This window comes from Micromonospora sp. NPDC048905 (assembly GCF_040649655.1).
Lineage (GTDB): Bacteria > Actinomycetota > Actinomycetes > Mycobacteriales > Micromonosporaceae > Micromonospora.
Genome location: NZ_JBEZFV010000001.1, coordinates 247,454 through 263,417 on the forward strand (window position 1 = coordinate 247,454; position 15,964 = coordinate 263,417).

Annotated in this window: 17 protein-coding genes; 12 read left to right on the forward strand and 5 right to left on the reverse strand. The window is 72.9% G+C overall.

Features of this window, described 5'->3' with window-relative positions; translation table 11 throughout:
- The first annotated feature begins 153 nt into the window (after nt 1-153).
- Nucleotides 154-921 carry a polyprenol monophosphomannose synthase gene (locus tag AB0C01_RS01140; protein WP_357245445.1) on the forward strand — a complete coding sequence of 256 codons (768 nt, stop codon included), beginning with the start codon at nt 154-156 and terminating at the stop codon, nt 919-921.
- A gap of 156 nt (nt 922-1,077) precedes the next feature.
- On the opposite strand, the gene AB0C01_RS01145 is transcribed toward AB0C01_RS01140, so the two are convergent.
- On the reverse strand, nt 1,078-2,685 hold the full coding sequence (locus AB0C01_RS01145) for an NAD(P)/FAD-dependent oxidoreductase (protein ID WP_357569905.1): 1,608 nt from the start codon (nt 2,683-2,685) through the stop codon (nt 1,078-1,080).
- 72 nt (nt 2,686-2,757) lie between these two features.
- Here AB0C01_RS01145 and AB0C01_RS01150 point away from each other — a divergent pair, with 72 nt between their 5' ends.
- Nucleotides 2,758-4,191 carry an aldehyde dehydrogenase family protein gene (locus AB0C01_RS01150; protein WP_357245451.1) on the forward strand — a complete coding sequence of 478 codons (1,434 nt, stop codon included), beginning with the start codon at nt 2,758-2,760 and terminating at the stop codon, nt 4,189-4,191.
- Between the two features lie 69 nt (nt 4,192-4,260).
- Here the strand turns inward: AB0C01_RS01150 and AB0C01_RS01155 are convergent, their stop codons facing one another.
- Nucleotides 4,261-4,662 (reverse strand): ChaB family protein, encoded by a 402-nt coding sequence (locus AB0C01_RS01155; RefSeq protein ID WP_357375174.1) that lies wholly within the window; start codon nt 4,660-4,662, stop codon nt 4,261-4,263.
- Between the two features lie 176 nt (nt 4,663-4,838).
- Here AB0C01_RS01155 and AB0C01_RS01160 point away from each other — a divergent pair, with 176 nt between their 5' ends.
- The 4 genes from AB0C01_RS01160 (at nt 4,839) to AB0C01_RS01175 (ending at nt 7,207) form a co-directional block, all read left to right on the forward strand.
- Entirely contained in the window at nt 4,839-5,825 is a 987-nt protein-coding gene (locus AB0C01_RS01160; RefSeq protein WP_357245457.1) for a YihY/virulence factor BrkB family protein, read from the forward strand.
- A gap of 90 nt (nt 5,826-5,915) precedes the next feature.
- Nucleotides 5,916-6,332 carry a DUF2795 domain-containing protein gene (locus AB0C01_RS01165; protein WP_110564927.1) on the forward strand — a complete coding sequence of 139 codons (417 nt, stop codon included), beginning with the start codon at nt 5,916-5,918 and terminating at the stop codon, nt 6,330-6,332.
- Nucleotides 6,333-6,382: 50 nt separating this feature from the next.
- On the forward strand, nt 6,383-6,844 hold the full coding sequence (locus tag AB0C01_RS01170; RefSeq protein WP_357245460.1) for an SRPBCC family protein: 462 nt from the start codon (nt 6,383-6,385) through the stop codon (nt 6,842-6,844).
- A gap of 102 nt (nt 6,845-6,946) precedes the next feature.
- Nucleotides 6,947-7,207, forward strand: coding sequence for a hypothetical protein (locus AB0C01_RS01175; protein ID WP_357245463.1), 261 nt, complete (start codon nt 6,947-6,949; stop codon nt 7,205-7,207).
- On the opposite strand, the gene AB0C01_RS01180 is transcribed toward AB0C01_RS01175, so the two are convergent.
- Nucleotides 7,165-8,436 (reverse strand): MFS transporter, encoded by a 1,272-nt coding sequence (locus AB0C01_RS01180; protein ID WP_357569906.1) that lies wholly within the window; start codon nt 8,434-8,436, stop codon nt 7,165-7,167. The genes AB0C01_RS01175 and AB0C01_RS01180 overlap by 43 nt on opposite strands.
- Before the next feature lie 158 nt (nt 8,437-8,594).
- On the opposite strand from AB0C01_RS01180, the gene AB0C01_RS01185 reads away from it, so the two are divergent.
- Together AB0C01_RS01185 and AB0C01_RS01190 are read left to right on the forward strand one after the other, a co-directional pair.
- Complete coding sequence (locus AB0C01_RS01185; RefSeq protein WP_357245468.1) at nt 8,595-8,804, forward strand: hypothetical protein; 210 nt, start codon at nt 8,595-8,597, stop codon at nt 8,802-8,804.
- Between the two features lie 194 nt (nt 8,805-8,998).
- On the forward strand, nt 8,999-9,352 hold the full coding sequence (locus AB0C01_RS01190; protein ID WP_357245471.1) for a DUF6401 family natural product biosynthesis protein: 354 nt from the start codon (nt 8,999-9,001) through the stop codon (nt 9,350-9,352).
- A 74-nt stretch (nt 9,353-9,426) separates the two neighbouring features.
- Here the strand turns inward: AB0C01_RS01190 and AB0C01_RS01195 are convergent, their stop codons facing one another.
- Nucleotides 9,427-10,239, reverse strand: a complete 813-nt coding sequence (locus tag AB0C01_RS01195; protein ID WP_357245474.1) for a hypothetical protein — start codon at nt 10,237-10,239, stop codon at nt 9,427-9,429.
- 198 nt (nt 10,240-10,437) lie between these two features.
- Here AB0C01_RS01195 and AB0C01_RS01200 point away from each other — a divergent pair, with 198 nt between their 5' ends.
- The 3 genes from AB0C01_RS01200 (at nt 10,438) to AB0C01_RS01210 (ending at nt 14,681) form a co-directional block, all read left to right on the forward strand.
- Nucleotides 10,438-12,576, forward strand: coding sequence for a SpoIIE family protein phosphatase (locus AB0C01_RS01200; RefSeq protein WP_357569907.1), 2,139 nt, complete (start codon nt 10,438-10,440; stop codon nt 12,574-12,576).
- A gap of 25 nt (nt 12,577-12,601) precedes the next feature.
- Nucleotides 12,602-13,279 carry an HAD family hydrolase gene (locus AB0C01_RS01205; protein ID WP_357245478.1) on the forward strand — a complete coding sequence of 226 codons (678 nt, stop codon included), beginning with the start codon at nt 12,602-12,604 and terminating at the stop codon, nt 13,277-13,279.
- Nucleotides 13,280-13,385: 106 nt separating this feature from the next.
- Nucleotides 13,386-14,681 carry a cation:proton antiporter gene (locus tag AB0C01_RS01210; protein ID WP_357245481.1) on the forward strand — a complete coding sequence of 432 codons (1,296 nt, stop codon included), beginning with the start codon at nt 13,386-13,388 and terminating at the stop codon, nt 14,679-14,681.
- 9 nt (nt 14,682-14,690) lie between these two features.
- Here the strand turns inward: AB0C01_RS01210 and AB0C01_RS01215 are convergent, their stop codons facing one another.
- Nucleotides 14,691-15,629, reverse strand: coding sequence for an FAD-dependent oxidoreductase (locus AB0C01_RS01215; RefSeq protein ID WP_357246165.1), 939 nt, complete (start codon nt 15,627-15,629; stop codon nt 14,691-14,693).
- Nucleotides 15,630-15,737: 108 nt separating this feature from the next.
- Here AB0C01_RS01215 and AB0C01_RS01220 point away from each other — a divergent pair, with 108 nt between their 5' ends.
- Nucleotides 15,738-15,953: a DUF3072 domain-containing protein gene (locus tag AB0C01_RS01220; protein WP_357245484.1), complete on the forward strand. Its 216-nt coding sequence runs from the start codon at nt 15,738-15,740 to the stop codon at nt 15,951-15,953.
- Nucleotides 15,954-15,964: the final 11 nt, after the last annotated feature.

Sequence of the window (15,964 nt, forward strand, 5' to 3'; positions counted from 1 at the left end):
ACCGGCACGCACCAGCCACGACCAGCGGGATCGATGCCCGCACCCGCCGTGGCACCGCCGTCCGCAACGCCCGGAAGGGGTGCCTCTTCAACCCGAATGTGACAACTGGATACCCTTTCCGGGAGCCCCTCTCCGCAAACCGAGGATGTCCACATGATCGAGCCTGTGCAGCTGCCGTCGCCGTGGCGGGACGCACGCCTGACCGTTGTCGTGCCCACCTACAACGAGGCGGGCAACCTGCCCACGCTTGTGGAGCGGGTCCTCGCCCTGCCGCTGCCCGGCCTGCGCATCCTCGTCGCCGACGACAACTCCCCCGACGGCACCGGCGACGTGGCCGACAAGCTGGCCATCGAGCATCCGGACCGGGTGGAGGTCGTGCACCGGGCCGGCAAGGAGGGCCTCGGCCGGGCGTACGTCGACGGGATGACCCGGGCGGTCGAGGGCGGCGCCGAGTACGTGGCGCAGATGGACGCGGACCTGTCGCACCCGCCGGAGGCGCTGCCGGGGATGCTGGGCGCGCTGCTGTCCACCCAGGCGAGCGTGGTGATCGGTTCCCGCTACGTGCCCGGTGGGGAGCTGGACGAGAACTGGCCGCTCTACCGTCGGGCCCTCAGCGGCTGGGCGAACCTCTACGTGCACACCCTGTTGCGGGTGCGCATCCGGGACCTGACCGCCGGTTTCAAGATCTGGCGCGCGGACGCGTTGCGTGACATCGATCTGGGCCGGGTGCAGTCCAACGGCTACAGCTTCCAGGTGGAGATGCACTACCTCGCCACCAAGTTGGGCCACACCATCCTGGAGGTGCCGATCCGCTTCGAGGAGCGGCGCGACGGCATCTCCAAGATGACCACGGCGACCAAGGTGGAGAGCGCCCTGATGCCCTTCCGCCTCCGCAACAAACACCGCAACATCACCCGCTAACCCCCAACCCCCACCCCACCCCACCCCACCCACCCCACCTCGGTTGATCAAGAGGTTTGCGTCACCGACGCCCTCGGATCTGACGCAAACCTCTTGATCAACGGGGCGGACGGCGGAGTGGGGGTGGGGGCAGGGGGTGGGGGGCAGGGGGTGGTGTTAGTTGGGGTAGATGGCGCGGTGGGCTGCGGCGATGGCGGCGGCGTAGGCGCGGCCGGTGAGGGCGCGGTCTCGGGCCAGCGCCGCGCGGGCCGCGTTCGCGCCCGGTGCCCCGTGGACACCGCCGCCGGGGTGCGCCGACGCGCTGGCCAGGAAGAGCCGGTCCACCGGGGTGTCCGCCCGGCCCAGGCCGGGGATCGGGCGTAGGAACAGCTGCTGGTACGCGGCGGCGGTGCCCCCGCCGAGCGCACCTCCGACCAGGCTCGGGTTGTCCCGTTCCAGGTCGGCCGGCCCGGCCACGTGCCGGCCGACGACGAGCTGCCGGAAACCCGGCGCCGCCGCTTCCAGTACGTCCTCCATGCGCTGCACGTGCCCGGCGACGTCCTCGGCCCGCCAGTCCCGCCGGAACGGCAGGTGCGTGTACGCCCAGAGCGACTCGGTGCCCGGCGGGGAGTGGCTGGGTTCGGCCACCGACATCTGCCCGACCAGCAGGAACGGGTCACGGGGCAGCTCGCCACGGGCCAACTCCCCCGCGTAGTGGGTCAACCCGTCGAGGTCCGCGCCGAGGTGCACGGTGCCGGCGCCGGCCAGCTCCCGGTTGGTCCAGGGCACCGGCGCGGAGAGAGCCCAGTCCACCTTCAGCGTCGACCCGTCCCACCGGAAGTGCGCCAGGTCCTCCACCAGCCGCGACGGCAGGGCCGCCGCGCCGACCAGGTCGAGGAACAACGCGGGGGCGGGCACGTCGGCGAGCACGGCCCGGCGGGCGCGCCACAGCGTGCCGCCCTCGGTGCGTACCCCCATCGCCCGGCCGCGGGCGGTGAGCACCCGGTCGACGCGGGCGCCGTAGAGGATCGTCCCCCCGCGCTCCTGGAACCGGGCCACCAGCGCGTTGGTGATCTGCTGCGCGCCGCCCTCGGGCACCGGCCAGCCGATCTGTTGGCCGAGCATGGCCAGCAGCCAGCCGTACACCCCGGAGCCGGCCTCCTCCGGCGCGAGGTCGGTGTGCAGGGCGCAGCCGGCCAGCAGGGCCGGCCCCCCGGCGCCGTCGAAGAGTTCGTCGCCGAGCTTGCGGACCGGCACCACCAGGCGTCGCGCCAGTCGCAGCGCACCGGCGACGCGCAGCTGACGCAGCAGGCCCAGCCCGCCGCGTACCGGTGGGAACGGCGTGGTGATCGCCGTCAGCATCGGCTCGGCCACCTCGCACCAGTCGGTGTAGGCGTTGAGCCAGCGCTTGCCGTCGCCGGGGGCGAACTGCTCAAGGGAGGCGGCCGTGACGTCCGGGTCCCGGTTGATCACCGCGGCCCGACCGTCCGGCAGCAGGTGCGCCAGTACGTCCGGCGCATGCCGCCAGGACAGGCCGTGCCGACCCAGGTCGAGGCCGCGCAGCACCGGTGAGGCGTACCCCAGGGGGTAGAAGGAGCTGTAGAGGTCGCTCAGGTAGCCGGGCGCGGTCACCTCGGCGGAGCGGATCGCGCCGCCGGGCACCGCTGTCGCCTCCAGGACCACCACCTCCCAGCCGGCGTCCGCCAGCAGGTTGGCCGCCACCAGACCGTTGTGACCGGCCCCGACGACGACGGCGTCCACGCTCTGCGCGGCGGTGGTTGTCATCCGATCCGCCTACCCGGCGCGCAACCGGGCGAAACGCGTTTGCCCGGCCGGGGCCGGGGCATGCAGCGCCGCATGTACACGGTTGCGCAGTTGGTGGGTGGGGTGTGGGGCGCGGGCGGCGACGGCGGTGAACTGGTGGTGCGCGACCCGGCGGACGACTCGCCGGTCAGCACGGTGCCGGTGGCCACCGCCGACGAGGTCGGCAAGGCGACGCAGGCGGCCCGCAACGCGGCCGCCCAGTGGGCGGCGACCGCGCCGGCCGAGCGGGCCGCCGCGCTGCACCGGGCCGCGGACGCCGTGGCGGAGGTCGTCGAGGAGCTGTCGGCGGCGGTCACCGCCGAGATGGGCAAGCCGTTGGCGGACGCCCGCGGCGGCGTCGAGGCGGGTATCGGCACCCTGCGACAGTACGCAGAGCTGGCTCCGCTGCGCGGCGGGCGGACGCTGAACGGCGCACCGGACGCGCTGGACTTCATGACCCCGCAGCCGCGCGGTGTGGTGGCCGTGCTGACGCCCTGGAACGACCCGGTGGCGGTCTCCTGCGGGCTGTTGGGTGCCGCCCTGGTGACCGGCAACGTGGTGCTCTACAAACCGAGCGAGCGGGCTCCCGCGACGGGTTGGCTGCTGGCCCGGGCCCTGGACGAGGCGTTGCCGGCCGGCGTGTTGTCGCTGCTCACCGGCGGCCCCGAGGTCGGTGCGGCGCTGGCCGCCCAGGAGGTCGACGTGGTGGCGCACGTGGGATCCACGGCGACCGGGCGGGCGATCGCCGCCGCCGCGGCCCGCACCGGCGCGAAGGTGGTGCTGGAGAACGGGGGCAGTGATCCGTTGATCGTGGACGCGGGCGTGGACCCGGAGTGGGCGGCGGAGCAGGCCGCGCTGGGCGCGTTCGCCAACGCGGGGCAGCTCTGTGTGGCGGTGGAGCGGATCTACGTACACCGCGAGGTGGCCGAGGACTTCGTGGCCGCGCTGGTGCGGCGTGCCACCGCCCTGCGGGTCGGGCCGGGCATGGACCCGGAGACCGAGCTGGGTCCACTCGTCGACCGGCGGCACCGGGATCAGGTCCACGGGCAGGTCGCGGCGGCGGTGGCGGCCGGCGCCCGGGTGCGGGTGGGCGGCGAGGTGCCCGGCGGGCCGGGGGCGTTCTATCCGGCCACCGTCGTCACCGACTGCCGGCACGACATGCCGCTGGTACGGGAGGAGACGTTCGGGCCGGTCGCCCCGGTCGTGGTCGTCGACTCGTTCGACGAGGCGCTGCGCTGTGCCGCGGACTCCCCGTACGGGCTGGCCGCCACGGTCCTGACCACGTCGATGAGTCACGCGCAGCGGGCCTGGCGGGAGCTGCCGGTGGGCACCGTGAAGGTCAACGCGGTGTTCGGGGGCGCGCCGGGAGGGGCCGCGCACCCACGACGGGGCAGTGGGCAGGGCTTCGGCTACGGTCCGGAGCTGCTGGACGAGTTCACCGCCACCAAGGCGGTGCACATCGGGGCGCCCGGCGGCGGGCACTGGTGAACGGTACGGGCGGACGCAGGGGTGGCGCGTCCGCCCGTACCGTGTCGGTGTTGTCGGCCGCGGTGGTGGTCAGTCCCCGCGAGCCTTGCGGGTGGCTCGGTCGTTGGCCTTCTCGATCGCCGTGACCAGGTCCGATTTGGTCATGCTGGACCGGCCGGGCACGTCGAGTTTGCGGGCCACCGCCATGAGGTGGTCCTTGCTGGCGTTGGCGTCGACTCCACCGGCGGTGGGGGCTCGCCGTTCCGGCCCGCCGCCGGCGGCCTGCTGGTCGCTGGGGCCCTTGCGGCCCTTCGGCTCCCAGTGGTCGCCCACCTTCTCGAACTGGTGCTTCACCGCGGCGAAGGCGGTGCGGTGCGACCGCTCCCCCTCGCCGTAGGTCTCCACCGCCGAGTCGTGCGTCTTCTCCCAGGTGCGCTGCGCCTTCTCCGGGGAGCGTCGCAGCGTGCTGGGCAGGTCCTCGCGCCCGGGCATCTCGTCCTCCTCCGTGCCGACAGGGTCACCCTGACCGTTCCCCGCCGACGCGGCGGCAAACCATACGTGCGGCGAGCGCGACGCCGCCGAGTTTCTCGATTTCCCGATCCGGGTATCGGTGGCCAGGCCCGACCGGACGACCGGTCATACCGGTGGCCGGGGCGCAGGGAGCGGGCATGACGACCACGGAGCCCGGTACGACGCGCGACGACACGCGCGGCACGCATGTTCCCCGCCGGATGCGGCAGTTGAGCTGGCGGACCTGGCGTGGGGTGCTGGTCCGCAGTGTGCAGAACTTCGTCAACGACAACTGCTCCGACTGGGCCGCCGCGCTCACCTACTACGGGGTCCTGGCGCTCTTTCCGTCCGCCATCGTGGTGGTCGCCCTGGTCGGGCTGGTCTCCGACGGCGAGCGGACCCTGGACACGGTTGTCGACCTCGCCAACCAGGTGGGCGCCGGGTCGGTGCTGACCAACGACGACGGCGGCGTGGTCGGCGTGCTCCGGTCGGTGGTGGTCCAGGAACACAACGCCAAGGTGCTGCTGAGCTTCGGTCTGCTCGGCGCGCTGTGGTCCGCGTCGGGATTCATCGGCGCGTTCACCCGGGCCTCCAACTCCATCTACGGGGTGACCGAGGGCCGGCCGGTGTGGAAGTTGCGGCCGATACAGATCGGCCTGGCCGCGGTGACGCTCGTGCTGCTCGCGGTGGTCGCCCTCGCGCTGATCGTCAGCGGCCCGGTCACCGACGCGGTGGGTGATCTGATCAACGCCGGTGGCCTGGCCCGAACGGTGTGGAGCGTGGCGAAGTGGCCGGTGCTCGCCATGGTCATGATGGTGCTGCTGTCGCTGCTGTTCTGGATCGCGCCGAACGTGCGCCAACCCCGCTTCCGCTGGCTCACCCCCGGCGGCGCGGTGGCCCTGGTCTCCTGGACGGCGGTCTCCTTCGGCTTCGGCTTCTACGTGGCGACCTTCGCCTCGTACAAGACGACCTACGGCAGCCTGGGCGCGGCCATCGCGTTCCTGGTCTGGCTCTACCTGTCCAACTCGGCGCTGATGCTGGGGGTGCAGATCAACGCCGAGGTGCAGCGCGGGCGGCAGTTGCAGGCCGGCGACCCCGACCCGGACGAGCCGGTGCTGCCGCCCCGCAAGCCCGCCGACGACTGAGCGCCGGTTGTCGCCCGGATGTCGGGCCTGCGGGCCGGTTCGTGGCCCGGTGCCGGTTTACCGGGCGGGGTGCCGGGTAGCGCAGAAGGCATGGAGCGTGGCAACAGCAAGCACGGACCGAGAATCGACGAACAGATGAGTCAGGAGGTCAGCGGCCTCGTACAGGGGCCGGGGACCGGCGGCTCTCGGGTCGACGAGTCGCGGGTGCCGGAGCCGGCTGGCGAGGACCAGCCGGAGACGACCACCGCCCCGGCCGGAGACCTGCGCACCGGCACCCCGCAGGGGATGAGTTCCACGGACGTCGAGCAGCGCAGCCGGCTGGGCCGGTTCATCTCGATGAGCGCGCTGCCGGGCGACCGCCTGGTGCTCATCGCCAGTGCCCGGGAGAACGAGGCGCCGGACGACATCGTGGCGGCGTTGGAGCGACTGCCCGAGGGCACCCTCTACCAGACGGTCTCCGAGGTGTGGGCCGCTCTCGGCAACAAGAACGAGACAACTCGCTGGTGACGGGTCGTCCCCCGACCCGATGACCACCGGCGGCTGAAGGAGGTTCTCAGATGAGTGGCGTGACCGAACATGTGGACGTCTCCGTGCCCGTACGCACCGCGTACGACCAGTGGACGCAGTTCGAGGAGTTCCCCCAGTTCATGGAGGGCGTGTCGGAGGTCCGGCAGCTCTCCGACACGATGACCCACTGGACCGTGGACATCGCCGGGGTGAAGCGCGAGTTCGACGCCGAGATCACCGAACAGCTTCCCGACGAGCGGGTCGCCTGGCGCTCGACCGACGGCACCCAGCAGGCCGGCGTGGTGACCTTCCACCGGCTCGACGCGGACAAGACGCGGGTCACCCTCCAGCTCGAGTTCGAGCCGCACGGCGTGGTCGAGCAGGCCGGCGACAAGCTCGGCATCGTCGACCGGCGTGCCAAGGGCGACCTGGAGCGGTTCAAGACCTACATCGAGCGGCGCGGTCAGGAGACCGGCGCGTGGCGCGGTTCGGTGGACCGTCCGCAGCCGTGATCCCCGCACGACACCCGATGGCCGCCGGAATCCCGGCGGCCATCGCCGTGTCCGAGCCTTGTCGCCCGTTTGCGATCATCGCGCCCGGGTACCGCTGAAGACATGACCGACGACAACATCAGGGTGTGGCGGGACGAGGAACGGCTTCCGCTGGAGGAGCTGGAGAAGGCGGTGTCGGGCTCCAGCCTCGACGGGCAGGCCGACGACGTGACCGGCAACGACGCCGGCGAGGAAGCCGCGTTCGGGCACGGGCCGGCCGCCGCGGACCGGGACGGGCAGGCCCAGGGCAACAGCCGCGAGGCGACCGACCCGGAGCGCCCCTACCGTCCCTCCACCACCGGCCGGACCGGTCCGGACGTCTGACCCTCCCCGCCGGGTTGAGCCGGCACGGCCCTGCCGGTCGCGCCACGGGCGCCCCACTCGTAGAGCGCGATCAACGCCAGCGCGAGCACCACCAGGGCCGAGCCCAGCACCTGCACCGACGTGTTGCCGATCACCACACCCAGGCCGGCTGGGGCGAGCGCCGCGCCGATGCCGGAGGCACCGATCTGTAGGCCGATGGCCCGGTCGGCGTGGGCCGCGCCGACCCGGTCGGCGGTGGTGAGGGTGAGCAGGGGAAACACCGGCGCGGCGGCGAACCCCACCACGACCAGGCCGAGCACCGCCAGCGCGCCCGGCCCGGGGGCGGCGATCAACCCCGCGCCCACGGCCATTCCGACGAGACTGACGCGCAACACCAGCGCCGCCCCCAGGCGCTCGGCCACCACGCCCTGCACGACCCGGCCGACGAAGAGGCTCCCCCAGTACGCGGAGACGCAGCCGCCGGCCACCGCCGCGCTCAGGCCCCGACCCTCGGTCAGCAGCAGGAACGCCCACAGGCCGGCGGACACCTCGATGGCGACGTACAGCGCGAAGGCGAGCGTGCCGGACCACACCGCCGGCAGCCGCAGGGTCGCCCGGATCGGCACCCGGACGGCCGCGGCGGGCTCGGCTCCCGGGGCGGCGCCCTCGGTGGCGGCCGGGCTGCCGCGTCGCCAGGCCCGCACGGTGAACGCGAACGCGACGGCGAGGGCGAACTGGGCGGCGGCCACGATGCCGTACCCCCACCGCCAGGACAGCCCGGCGCTCAGTGCCCCCGTCATGATCAGCGGACCGATCGCCACGCCCAGGCCGAAGAAGGCGTGCAACCAGTTCATGTGGCGCGGCCCGAAGGCCCCGGCGGCGTACGCGTTGAGCCCGGAGTCGACCGCGCCGGACCCGAGCCCGACCAGCAGCGCACAGCCCACCAGCACGGCCAGCACCGGGCTCAGGACGTAGCCGCCCAGGGCCAGGCTGGCCAGCAGGGTGCTGGCGGCGAGCAGCGCGCCCACGCCGACCCGGGCCAGCGTGAACCCGGCCAGCACGCTGGAGGTCAGGTAGCCGACGGTGCCCGCGGTGAGCACCAGACCGACGGCCTCGGTCGGTACGTGGAAGTCGTCCCGGATCGAGGGCCAGGCGACACCGAGCAGGCCGTCGGGCAGGCCGAGGCTGACGAACGCGAGGTAGGCCAGCAGGAGCAGGGCGGCGCGGGGGCGGGCGGGCGCGGTGGACACGGGACACCATCCTGCCGCAGGGGCACTTTAGTGCCGTCGGCGCCCGATCGCCCGCCGCGCAAAGAAGTCGTGTCCGGACGGTCGAGAAAACGGACAGCTCATCCAGAATCGGCCGATCGGAGGACGGCAAACGGACTGACTCGCGTAAGAATTTCGGAATGCATCAAGGCTCCGGAATCCTCTCGTCGCGTCAGCGCCGGCTCGCCTGGCTCGGCTTCCTGCTCGCCGCCCTGCAGGCACCCGTGTCCGCCCGGCTGGTCGCCGACGACTCGTGGCTGTTCAGCCTCTGCGTCGCGCTGATGGTGGCGACCGTGATCATCGCCGACGACGCGGCGCGGCGGCGCCCGGCCGACGCGACAACCGACTGACCCACGCTGCCCGGCCGGTCCGTCCGGCCGCTGTCCCGCTGCCTGCCTTCCTGTCCTGCAACGCCCGTGGTTCTCCCGTTGGCCCGTCTGGGCGGATCGACCCCCGCGGTCAGCACCGAACGGCCAGTGGCGCAGCCGACATCCGCCGAGTGACCGACGGCGACACCGTCACCCGTCGGTTAGCCTCGGTCACCATGCGTGTGCCGTTCAACCGGGTCGCCACCCGTACCGCCGTCGACTCGGCGCGGTCCACCCTGGCCGCCCTCACCGTGTCCCTCGGCACCGTCGGGCTCGCAGCCGCCGCCGCGCGACCGGGGCTGCTGGCCCTCGTCGACCAGCACGCGGCTGCCGTGCGGGACAGCCTCGACGGTGACCGCCAGCCGCTGACCGCCGCGGCCCTCGCCGGCTACGCCGAGGGCGTCCGCGCCGCCGCGCTGGAGCACGGGTGGGTCCCGCCGGACGGGCCGGTGGACTGGAGCAACCCGGAGTGGCTGCTCACCCGGCTGCTCGCGGTCTGCGCGCTGGCCCGCCCGCTCGACGGCGCCTGACGGGACGCGGGGAGGGCACCCCGCGCATCGCTGCGCGGAGCACCCTCCCCAACCTGCCGTGCCGTTCCGCCTCGCTACGAGCGGTACTGCGGAGCTTCCTCGTCCACCCGAGGCATCGCCTGGGTACGGTCGCCCCCGCGGTCGGCCATCTGCCGCTCCACGTCGCTGCGCCCGGCCGCATTGGCCTGACGCTGCTGTTGCACCGCCCGAGCTTCCCGGGCGGCCCGGTCCAGCCAGCCGTCCCAGCGGTTCTGCATCGGCTTCACGAGACCGCCACCGACACCGACGATCAGGATGCCGGCCACCGTGGCGAGCACCGCGATCAGCACCGGGGTCGTCACCGTGGTGGCGATACCCACCTGGTTCAGTGCGGCGATCACGCCGAGCGCGATGACGAAGATCGCCGCGAGGTCGGCCAGGACCTTGCCGTACGACAGACCGCCCAGCGCCCCGGTGACCAGATCCCGGACGGCGTTGGCGATCGCAGCCGCCACCACCACGATGACGATCGCGACGAACGCCCGCGGCAGCCAGGACACCACGCCACTGATCAGGTCACTGATCGCGTTGGGCCCCCAGACTCCGAACGCGAACTGCAGCGTGAACAGCAGTACGGCGTAGTACGCCAGTCTGGCCAGAATGTCGGAGGCGTCGTACTTCGTTCTCTCCAGGGCCCGTTTGATACCGCCACGTTCGACGGCTTGGTCGAAGTGCACCCGTTCCAGCACCGTATCCACGATCTTGAGGACGGCTCTGGCGATGAGCCAGCCGACCACCAGGATGACGATGAAGGCCACTGCCTTCGGGATGAAGAGCAGCACCGACCTCCAGGTGTCGGCGATGGCATCGCCGATGTCGGCCTGCCGAACCGCGAGGGTTTTCAGCATGATGTCCCTCCTGTCGCATGGACTGCGCCGGGCGCTTACCCGGCTACCGGTCCGGCAGTCCGCGCAACGCGCCGCGTTTTTCCCGGCCGTCCGACGAGCAGGGGTCCTGAACTGCCCAGATGGGCAGCGCGGCGGTCGCGGCGACGCCCCGCCGCCATGATCGGATGCCTTTTCCGACGAGCCGACTAGGCTGCGAACATGCCAGGAACGGTCGGGCGAGTCCCCACGCCAGCAACTCCGGTCCCGGGTACGTCCACCGGCGCCGGTACGTCCGCTGCCGTGCTCGCCCACGACTGGGCCGGCACTCCGCTGGGTCCACCCGAGGGCTGGGACGTCGCGGTGCGGGCGGTGATCGAGCTGATCCTCGCCTCGCCGATGCCGATGGCCCTGGCATACGGAGACGACCTCGTCCTGCTCTACAACGCCGGCTACGCCGAACTGCTGGGCACCAAACACCCGAGCGCCCTCGGCCGCCCGGCCGCCGAGGTGTTCGCCGAGATCTGGGCGCTGCCCGGCGTCGGTCAGGTGTTCGAGCGCACCTACCGGCAGGGCGAGCCGTTCCTGGAGAAGGAGTCCACACTGCCGCTGGTGCGGGGGCACTCCGCGACGGTGGAGCAGGCGGTCTTCACCCGGGGCTACTCGCCGGTGCGGGACAGCACCGGGAAGATCGTCGGCACGTTGACGGTCGCGGCCGAGACCACCCACGTCACCGAGCAGTTGCAGAGCCTCAGCGAGGTGGCCGCGGCGCTCGCCGGCACGCTCACCCTCGACGACGTGGCCCGGGTGGCGCTGCGGTACGCGATCACCACGTTCGACCCGGACCAGGCCTCGTTCGCGGTCGACGAGGGCGGCGGCGGTTGGCGCATGGTGCGCCGGGTCCGCGGCGAGTTGCTGGACGAGGCCGACGAGCGGCTTCCTCCGCTCTGGCGGCGCGCTCCGGCGGACTGGTCGGCCCCGGTGGTGCAGGCGGCCCGCTCCGCCGGCCCGTTCTTCGTCCGCGACGGGCAGCCGCTGCGGGAGATCGCGGTGGACCGCCACGATCAGAAGATCCGCTCGATGGCGGCCCTGCCCCTGGGTACCTCGGTGGTGCGCGGCGGGCTCGCGGTCGGCTACCAGGTGCCGCACACCTGGTCGCCCGCCGAGCGGGCGCTGCTGGCCGCCTCGGTCGAGCTGATCGGCCAGGCCGCGGAGCGGGCCCGCCGCTTCGAGACCCAGCACGGCACGGCCCAGTTGTTGCAACGCAGCATGTTGCCGGAGCACCTGCCGGACCTGCCCCGGTTGCGGGTGGCGGCCCGCTACGACCCGGGGGTGGACGGCAACGCCGCCGGCGGTGACTTCTACGACGCGTTCCTCCTGCCCGGCGGCGCGCTCGGCGTGGTGCTGGGCGACGTCGCGGGCCACGACGTGCAGGCCGCCGCGCGAATGGGACAGGTCCGGGCAGCGCTGCGCGCGCTCGCCCTGGCCGATCCGGCGCCCGACGCGGTGCTGGCCGGACTGGACCGGCTGGTCACCAGCCTGGGCGCGGAGGCCAGCACCCACGAACTGTTCGTCACCGTGGCGTTCGGGGTCATCGACGCGGAGCGGCGGGAGCTGACCCTGGCCAGCGCCGGGCACCCCGCGCCGCTGATCCGCCGCAGCGACCCGACGGGCCGCAGCTACGCCGAGTACGTCGACGTGCCGGCCGGCCCGCCGCTGGGTCTGGGCAGCCGACCCGGCACCACGATTGTCCCGTTCCGTCCCGGTGACACCCTGCTGCTGTTCAGCGACGGGGTGGTGGAGCGTCGTCGGCAGAGCCTCACCGCCGGGTTGGCCGGCCTCAGCGACGCCGTCGCCAAGGCCGGCAGTGGCGACCCCCGTGCCCTCTGCGCCGTGGCCACGGCGGCGGTGCCCGGCGGCACCGAGGACGACGTGGCCGTGCTCGCGGTCGAGCACGCGCTCAAGCCGAGCCGCTCGGCGAGCATGGAGGTACCCGCGGAGCCGACCGCCCCCAGCCGCGTGCGGCACTGGATGACCGGTCAGCTCACCGAATGGCAGGTGGCCGAGTCGGTGATCGGGGCGGCGGTGCTGTGCACCAGCGAACTGACCACAAACGCGTTGCTGCACGCCGGCACCGCCGCCCGGGTGGAGATCGACCTCAGCCCCGAGCGTCTCCTGGTCTCGGTCGCCGACTCCGGCACCCGGGGCACCGTGACCCGGACCCGCACCGACACGTTGAGCAGCCGTGGGCGTGGCCTGGGCCTGATCGAGGAGCTCAGCGACGCCTGGGGCACCGACCCGTCGGTCCGCGGCTCCACGGTCTGGTTCGAGATTCTGACGCCGCCGACCGCGCATCCCTGAGCCGCCCGACGGGTAGGAGGGCGCCATGCGTAGCGAACAGCCGGCCGGAGTTCTCTTCGACGTCGACGGGACCCTGGTGGACACCACGTACCTGCACACCGTGAGTTGGTGGGAGGCGTTGCGTCAGACCGACCAGCCGGTGCCGATGGCGGTGGTGCACCGCTCGATCGGGATGGGTTCGGACAAGCTCCTCGACCACCTGCTCGGCCCCGAACGGGACCGGGACGCCGACGCGAAGCTGACTGACGCGCACGACACCCTGTACGCCGAGTACTGGGATCGCCTCACCCCGCTGCCCCGGGCCGCGGACCTGCTGCGCGCCTGCGCCGAGCGCGGCCTGCGGGTGGTGCTCGCCACCTCCGCCTCCGAGTCCGAGGTGGGCGCACTGCGCCGGGCGCTGGCCGCCGACGACGTGATCGACACGGTCACCTCCTCGGCGGACGCCCAGCAGAGCAAGCCGGCCCCGGACATCCTGGTCGCCGCGCTGGAGCAGTCCGGGTTGGCCGCCGAGCGGGTGGTCTTCGTCGGCGACTCGGTGTGGGACGTCGTCGCGGCCGGCAAGCTCAACATTCCGTGCGTCGGGGTGACCTGCGGCGGCACCAGCCGCGGCGAACTCGCCGGCGCCGGCGCGGTGGCGGTGTACGACGACCCGGCCGCGCTGCTCGACGAATTGGCGGACTCGCCACTGACCCGACCGCGCTGAGGATCACTCGGGTTCACCGGCACGTACGCGCATAGCCGGTGCCGTTGCGGGGCAAGGTCTGTCACCACCTGCCCGCGCCCCGCGGGTGCGGCCGAAAGGTGGTGCCGTGGAGCCGGTAGACGTGGCGTTCGCGCTTGTGGGCCTGGGCGCTCTGCTCGCGGGCATCCTGCCCCGGGTCCTGGAGCAGCGTCCGCTGTCCATGCCGATCGCCTTCCTCGCCCTCGGCATGCTGGTGTTCCTGCTGCCGGTCGGGCTGCCGACACCGGACCCGCTGGCCCACCCGGAGCTGACCACCCATCTCACCGAGATCGGCGTGATCGTTGCGCTGATGGGCGCCGGGCTCAAGATCGACCGACCGTTGAGTTGGCAGCGGTGGTCGTCCACCTGGCGGCTGCTGGCCATCGCCATGCCCCTGTGCATCGCGGCGGTGACCCTGCTCGGCTGGTGGTGGGCGGGCCTGGTGCCGGCCGCCGCCCTGTTGTTGGGCGCCGCGCTGGCCCCGACCGATCCGGTGCTCGCCGCCGACGTGCAGGTCGGCGAGCCGACGGACGTGGAGGACTCCGAGGACGAAGTCCGCTTCGCGTTGACCTCGGAAGCCGGCCTCAACGACGGGCTGGCGTTCCCGTTCGTCTACGCCGCCATCGCCATCGCCTCGACCAGCCTCGCCCCGGGCGACTGGATGGCCGAGTGGTTCACCGTCGACGTGCTCTGGAAGGTGGGCGTCGGGGTCGGCGGTGGGCTGCTGATCGGCTGGTTGCTCGGCAAGCTGTTCTTCCGCGCGCCCAGTGAGCTGCGGCTGGCCCGGCACGCCGAGGGCTTCCTGGCGCTGGCCGCCACGTTCCTGGCGTACGGGCTGGTCGAGGTCGTCGGCGGGTACGGCTTCCTGGCGGTGTTCGTGGCCGCGCGGGCCATCCGGGCCGCCGAGCGGACCCACCAGTTCCACTCGGTGCTGCACGACTTCGCCGAGCAGGTCGAACGGCTGCTCACCCTGGTGCTGTTGCTGCTGCTCGGCGGCGCGATCGTGGGTGGTCTGCTGGCGCCGCTGACCTGGCCGGCGGCCGCCGTCGGGTTGGCGCTGGTGTTCCTGATCCGGCCGCTGTTCGGCTGGTTGTCGCTGCGGGGCGCGCCGGGGCGACCGGCCGAGCACTGGGTGATCTCGTTGTTCGGCATCCGCGGTGTCGGCTCGTTCTACTACCTCGCGTACGCCACCACGAAGGCGGACTTCCCGCAGGCCGAGCTGCTGTGGGCGACCGTCGGGCTGGTGGTGCTCGTGTCCGTGGTGGTGCACGGCATCACGGCGACCCCGGTCATGCAGCTGCTCGACCGGGAGGGCGAACGCACCTCCGACCCGGCCGAGCGGGACGCCGACGCCCGGCCGGTCGCCGCAGCCGGCCACTCCTGAACGAACAGGTCAGGCCAGGCGGGCGGCGATGGCGCGGCCCAGGTCCCGACCGGAGCGCCAGGCACTCTGCACCCGAGGTTTGCCGAACGCGTCGCCGGCCAGGCCGATCCCGTCGGCATCCAGGTGGTAGGTGGCACCGGTGGCACCGCTTGAAGGCTTCGCGTACGTCCAGCGGTGCACCCGCACGTCGACGGCCTGTTCGGGCAACCCCAACAGGTCCCGGACGGCCTGCTCGACGGCCGGGGCGGCACCGGTGGGCTGGGCCAGGTGCCCGGCGGCGAATTCCGGCACCGTGTGCGCGACGAGCACCGGAGCGCCGTCACCGCGCCGGTCGCCGTCGTCGCAGACGAGATTGACGACGGGATGGCCGTTGACGAACGCGCCGCGGAAGTCCGGCCACCGCCGGGTCGGGAAGCGCAGCACCACGGCCAGGGACGGTGACCAGCGTTGTGCCTGCACGGCGCGGGTGGCGTCGGTCAGCGCCGGGTCGAGCAGCAGGGCGGCCTGCGGACCGGGCATGGCCAGCGCGACCGCGGCGCACGGTTCGCCGTCCACGGCCGGGCCGGGCTCCACGCCGAGCACCAGCCGATCCACGGTCACCGGCACCTCGCTGGCCAGGTGTTCGACAAGCGAACGCAGCCCACGCGGGGCGGCGAAGCGCATCGGGCCGGGCACGTCGTGGCGCCCGTTCTCGTCGTACGCCTGGAAGGTGTCGGTCCACTCCCGGACCAGACCGGCGGCGCGCCACTGCTCGGTGACGGCGACGAAGTCCGGGTCGGTGGCGGTGAAGTACGCCGCCCCGATGTCCGCGGGTCGTCCCTCGAAGCGCTTGCTGGCCATGCGGCCACCGCAGACGTGCCCTCGCTCCCGGACCCGCACCGGCACCCCGGCCCGTGTCAACTCCACCGCACAGGCCACCCCGGCGATGCCCGCCCCGACCACCACCACACCCGACCGGTCCACGCTCATTCGATGATCGTAGGTGGCGGTGTTCGGGCATGAACCACCGATGACCTGGGTACTGGCACAACTGTTCGAAAGAAAGGGTGATGAGTGATGACGGACCGCCGCACCGAGCAGGCCGACCAGAACGCCGCGATCAAGGACCCGGACGAGTGGGTCACCGGTGACGAGCCGCCGACCGCCGCCCAGGAGTCCTACCTGGGCACGCTGGCTCGGGAGGCCCACGCGGATCTCCCGGACGACCTGACCAAGGCCGAGGCCTCCAAGCGCATCGACGAGCTCCAGGCCAAGACCGGCCGAGGCCAGTAACCCCGGGTTGC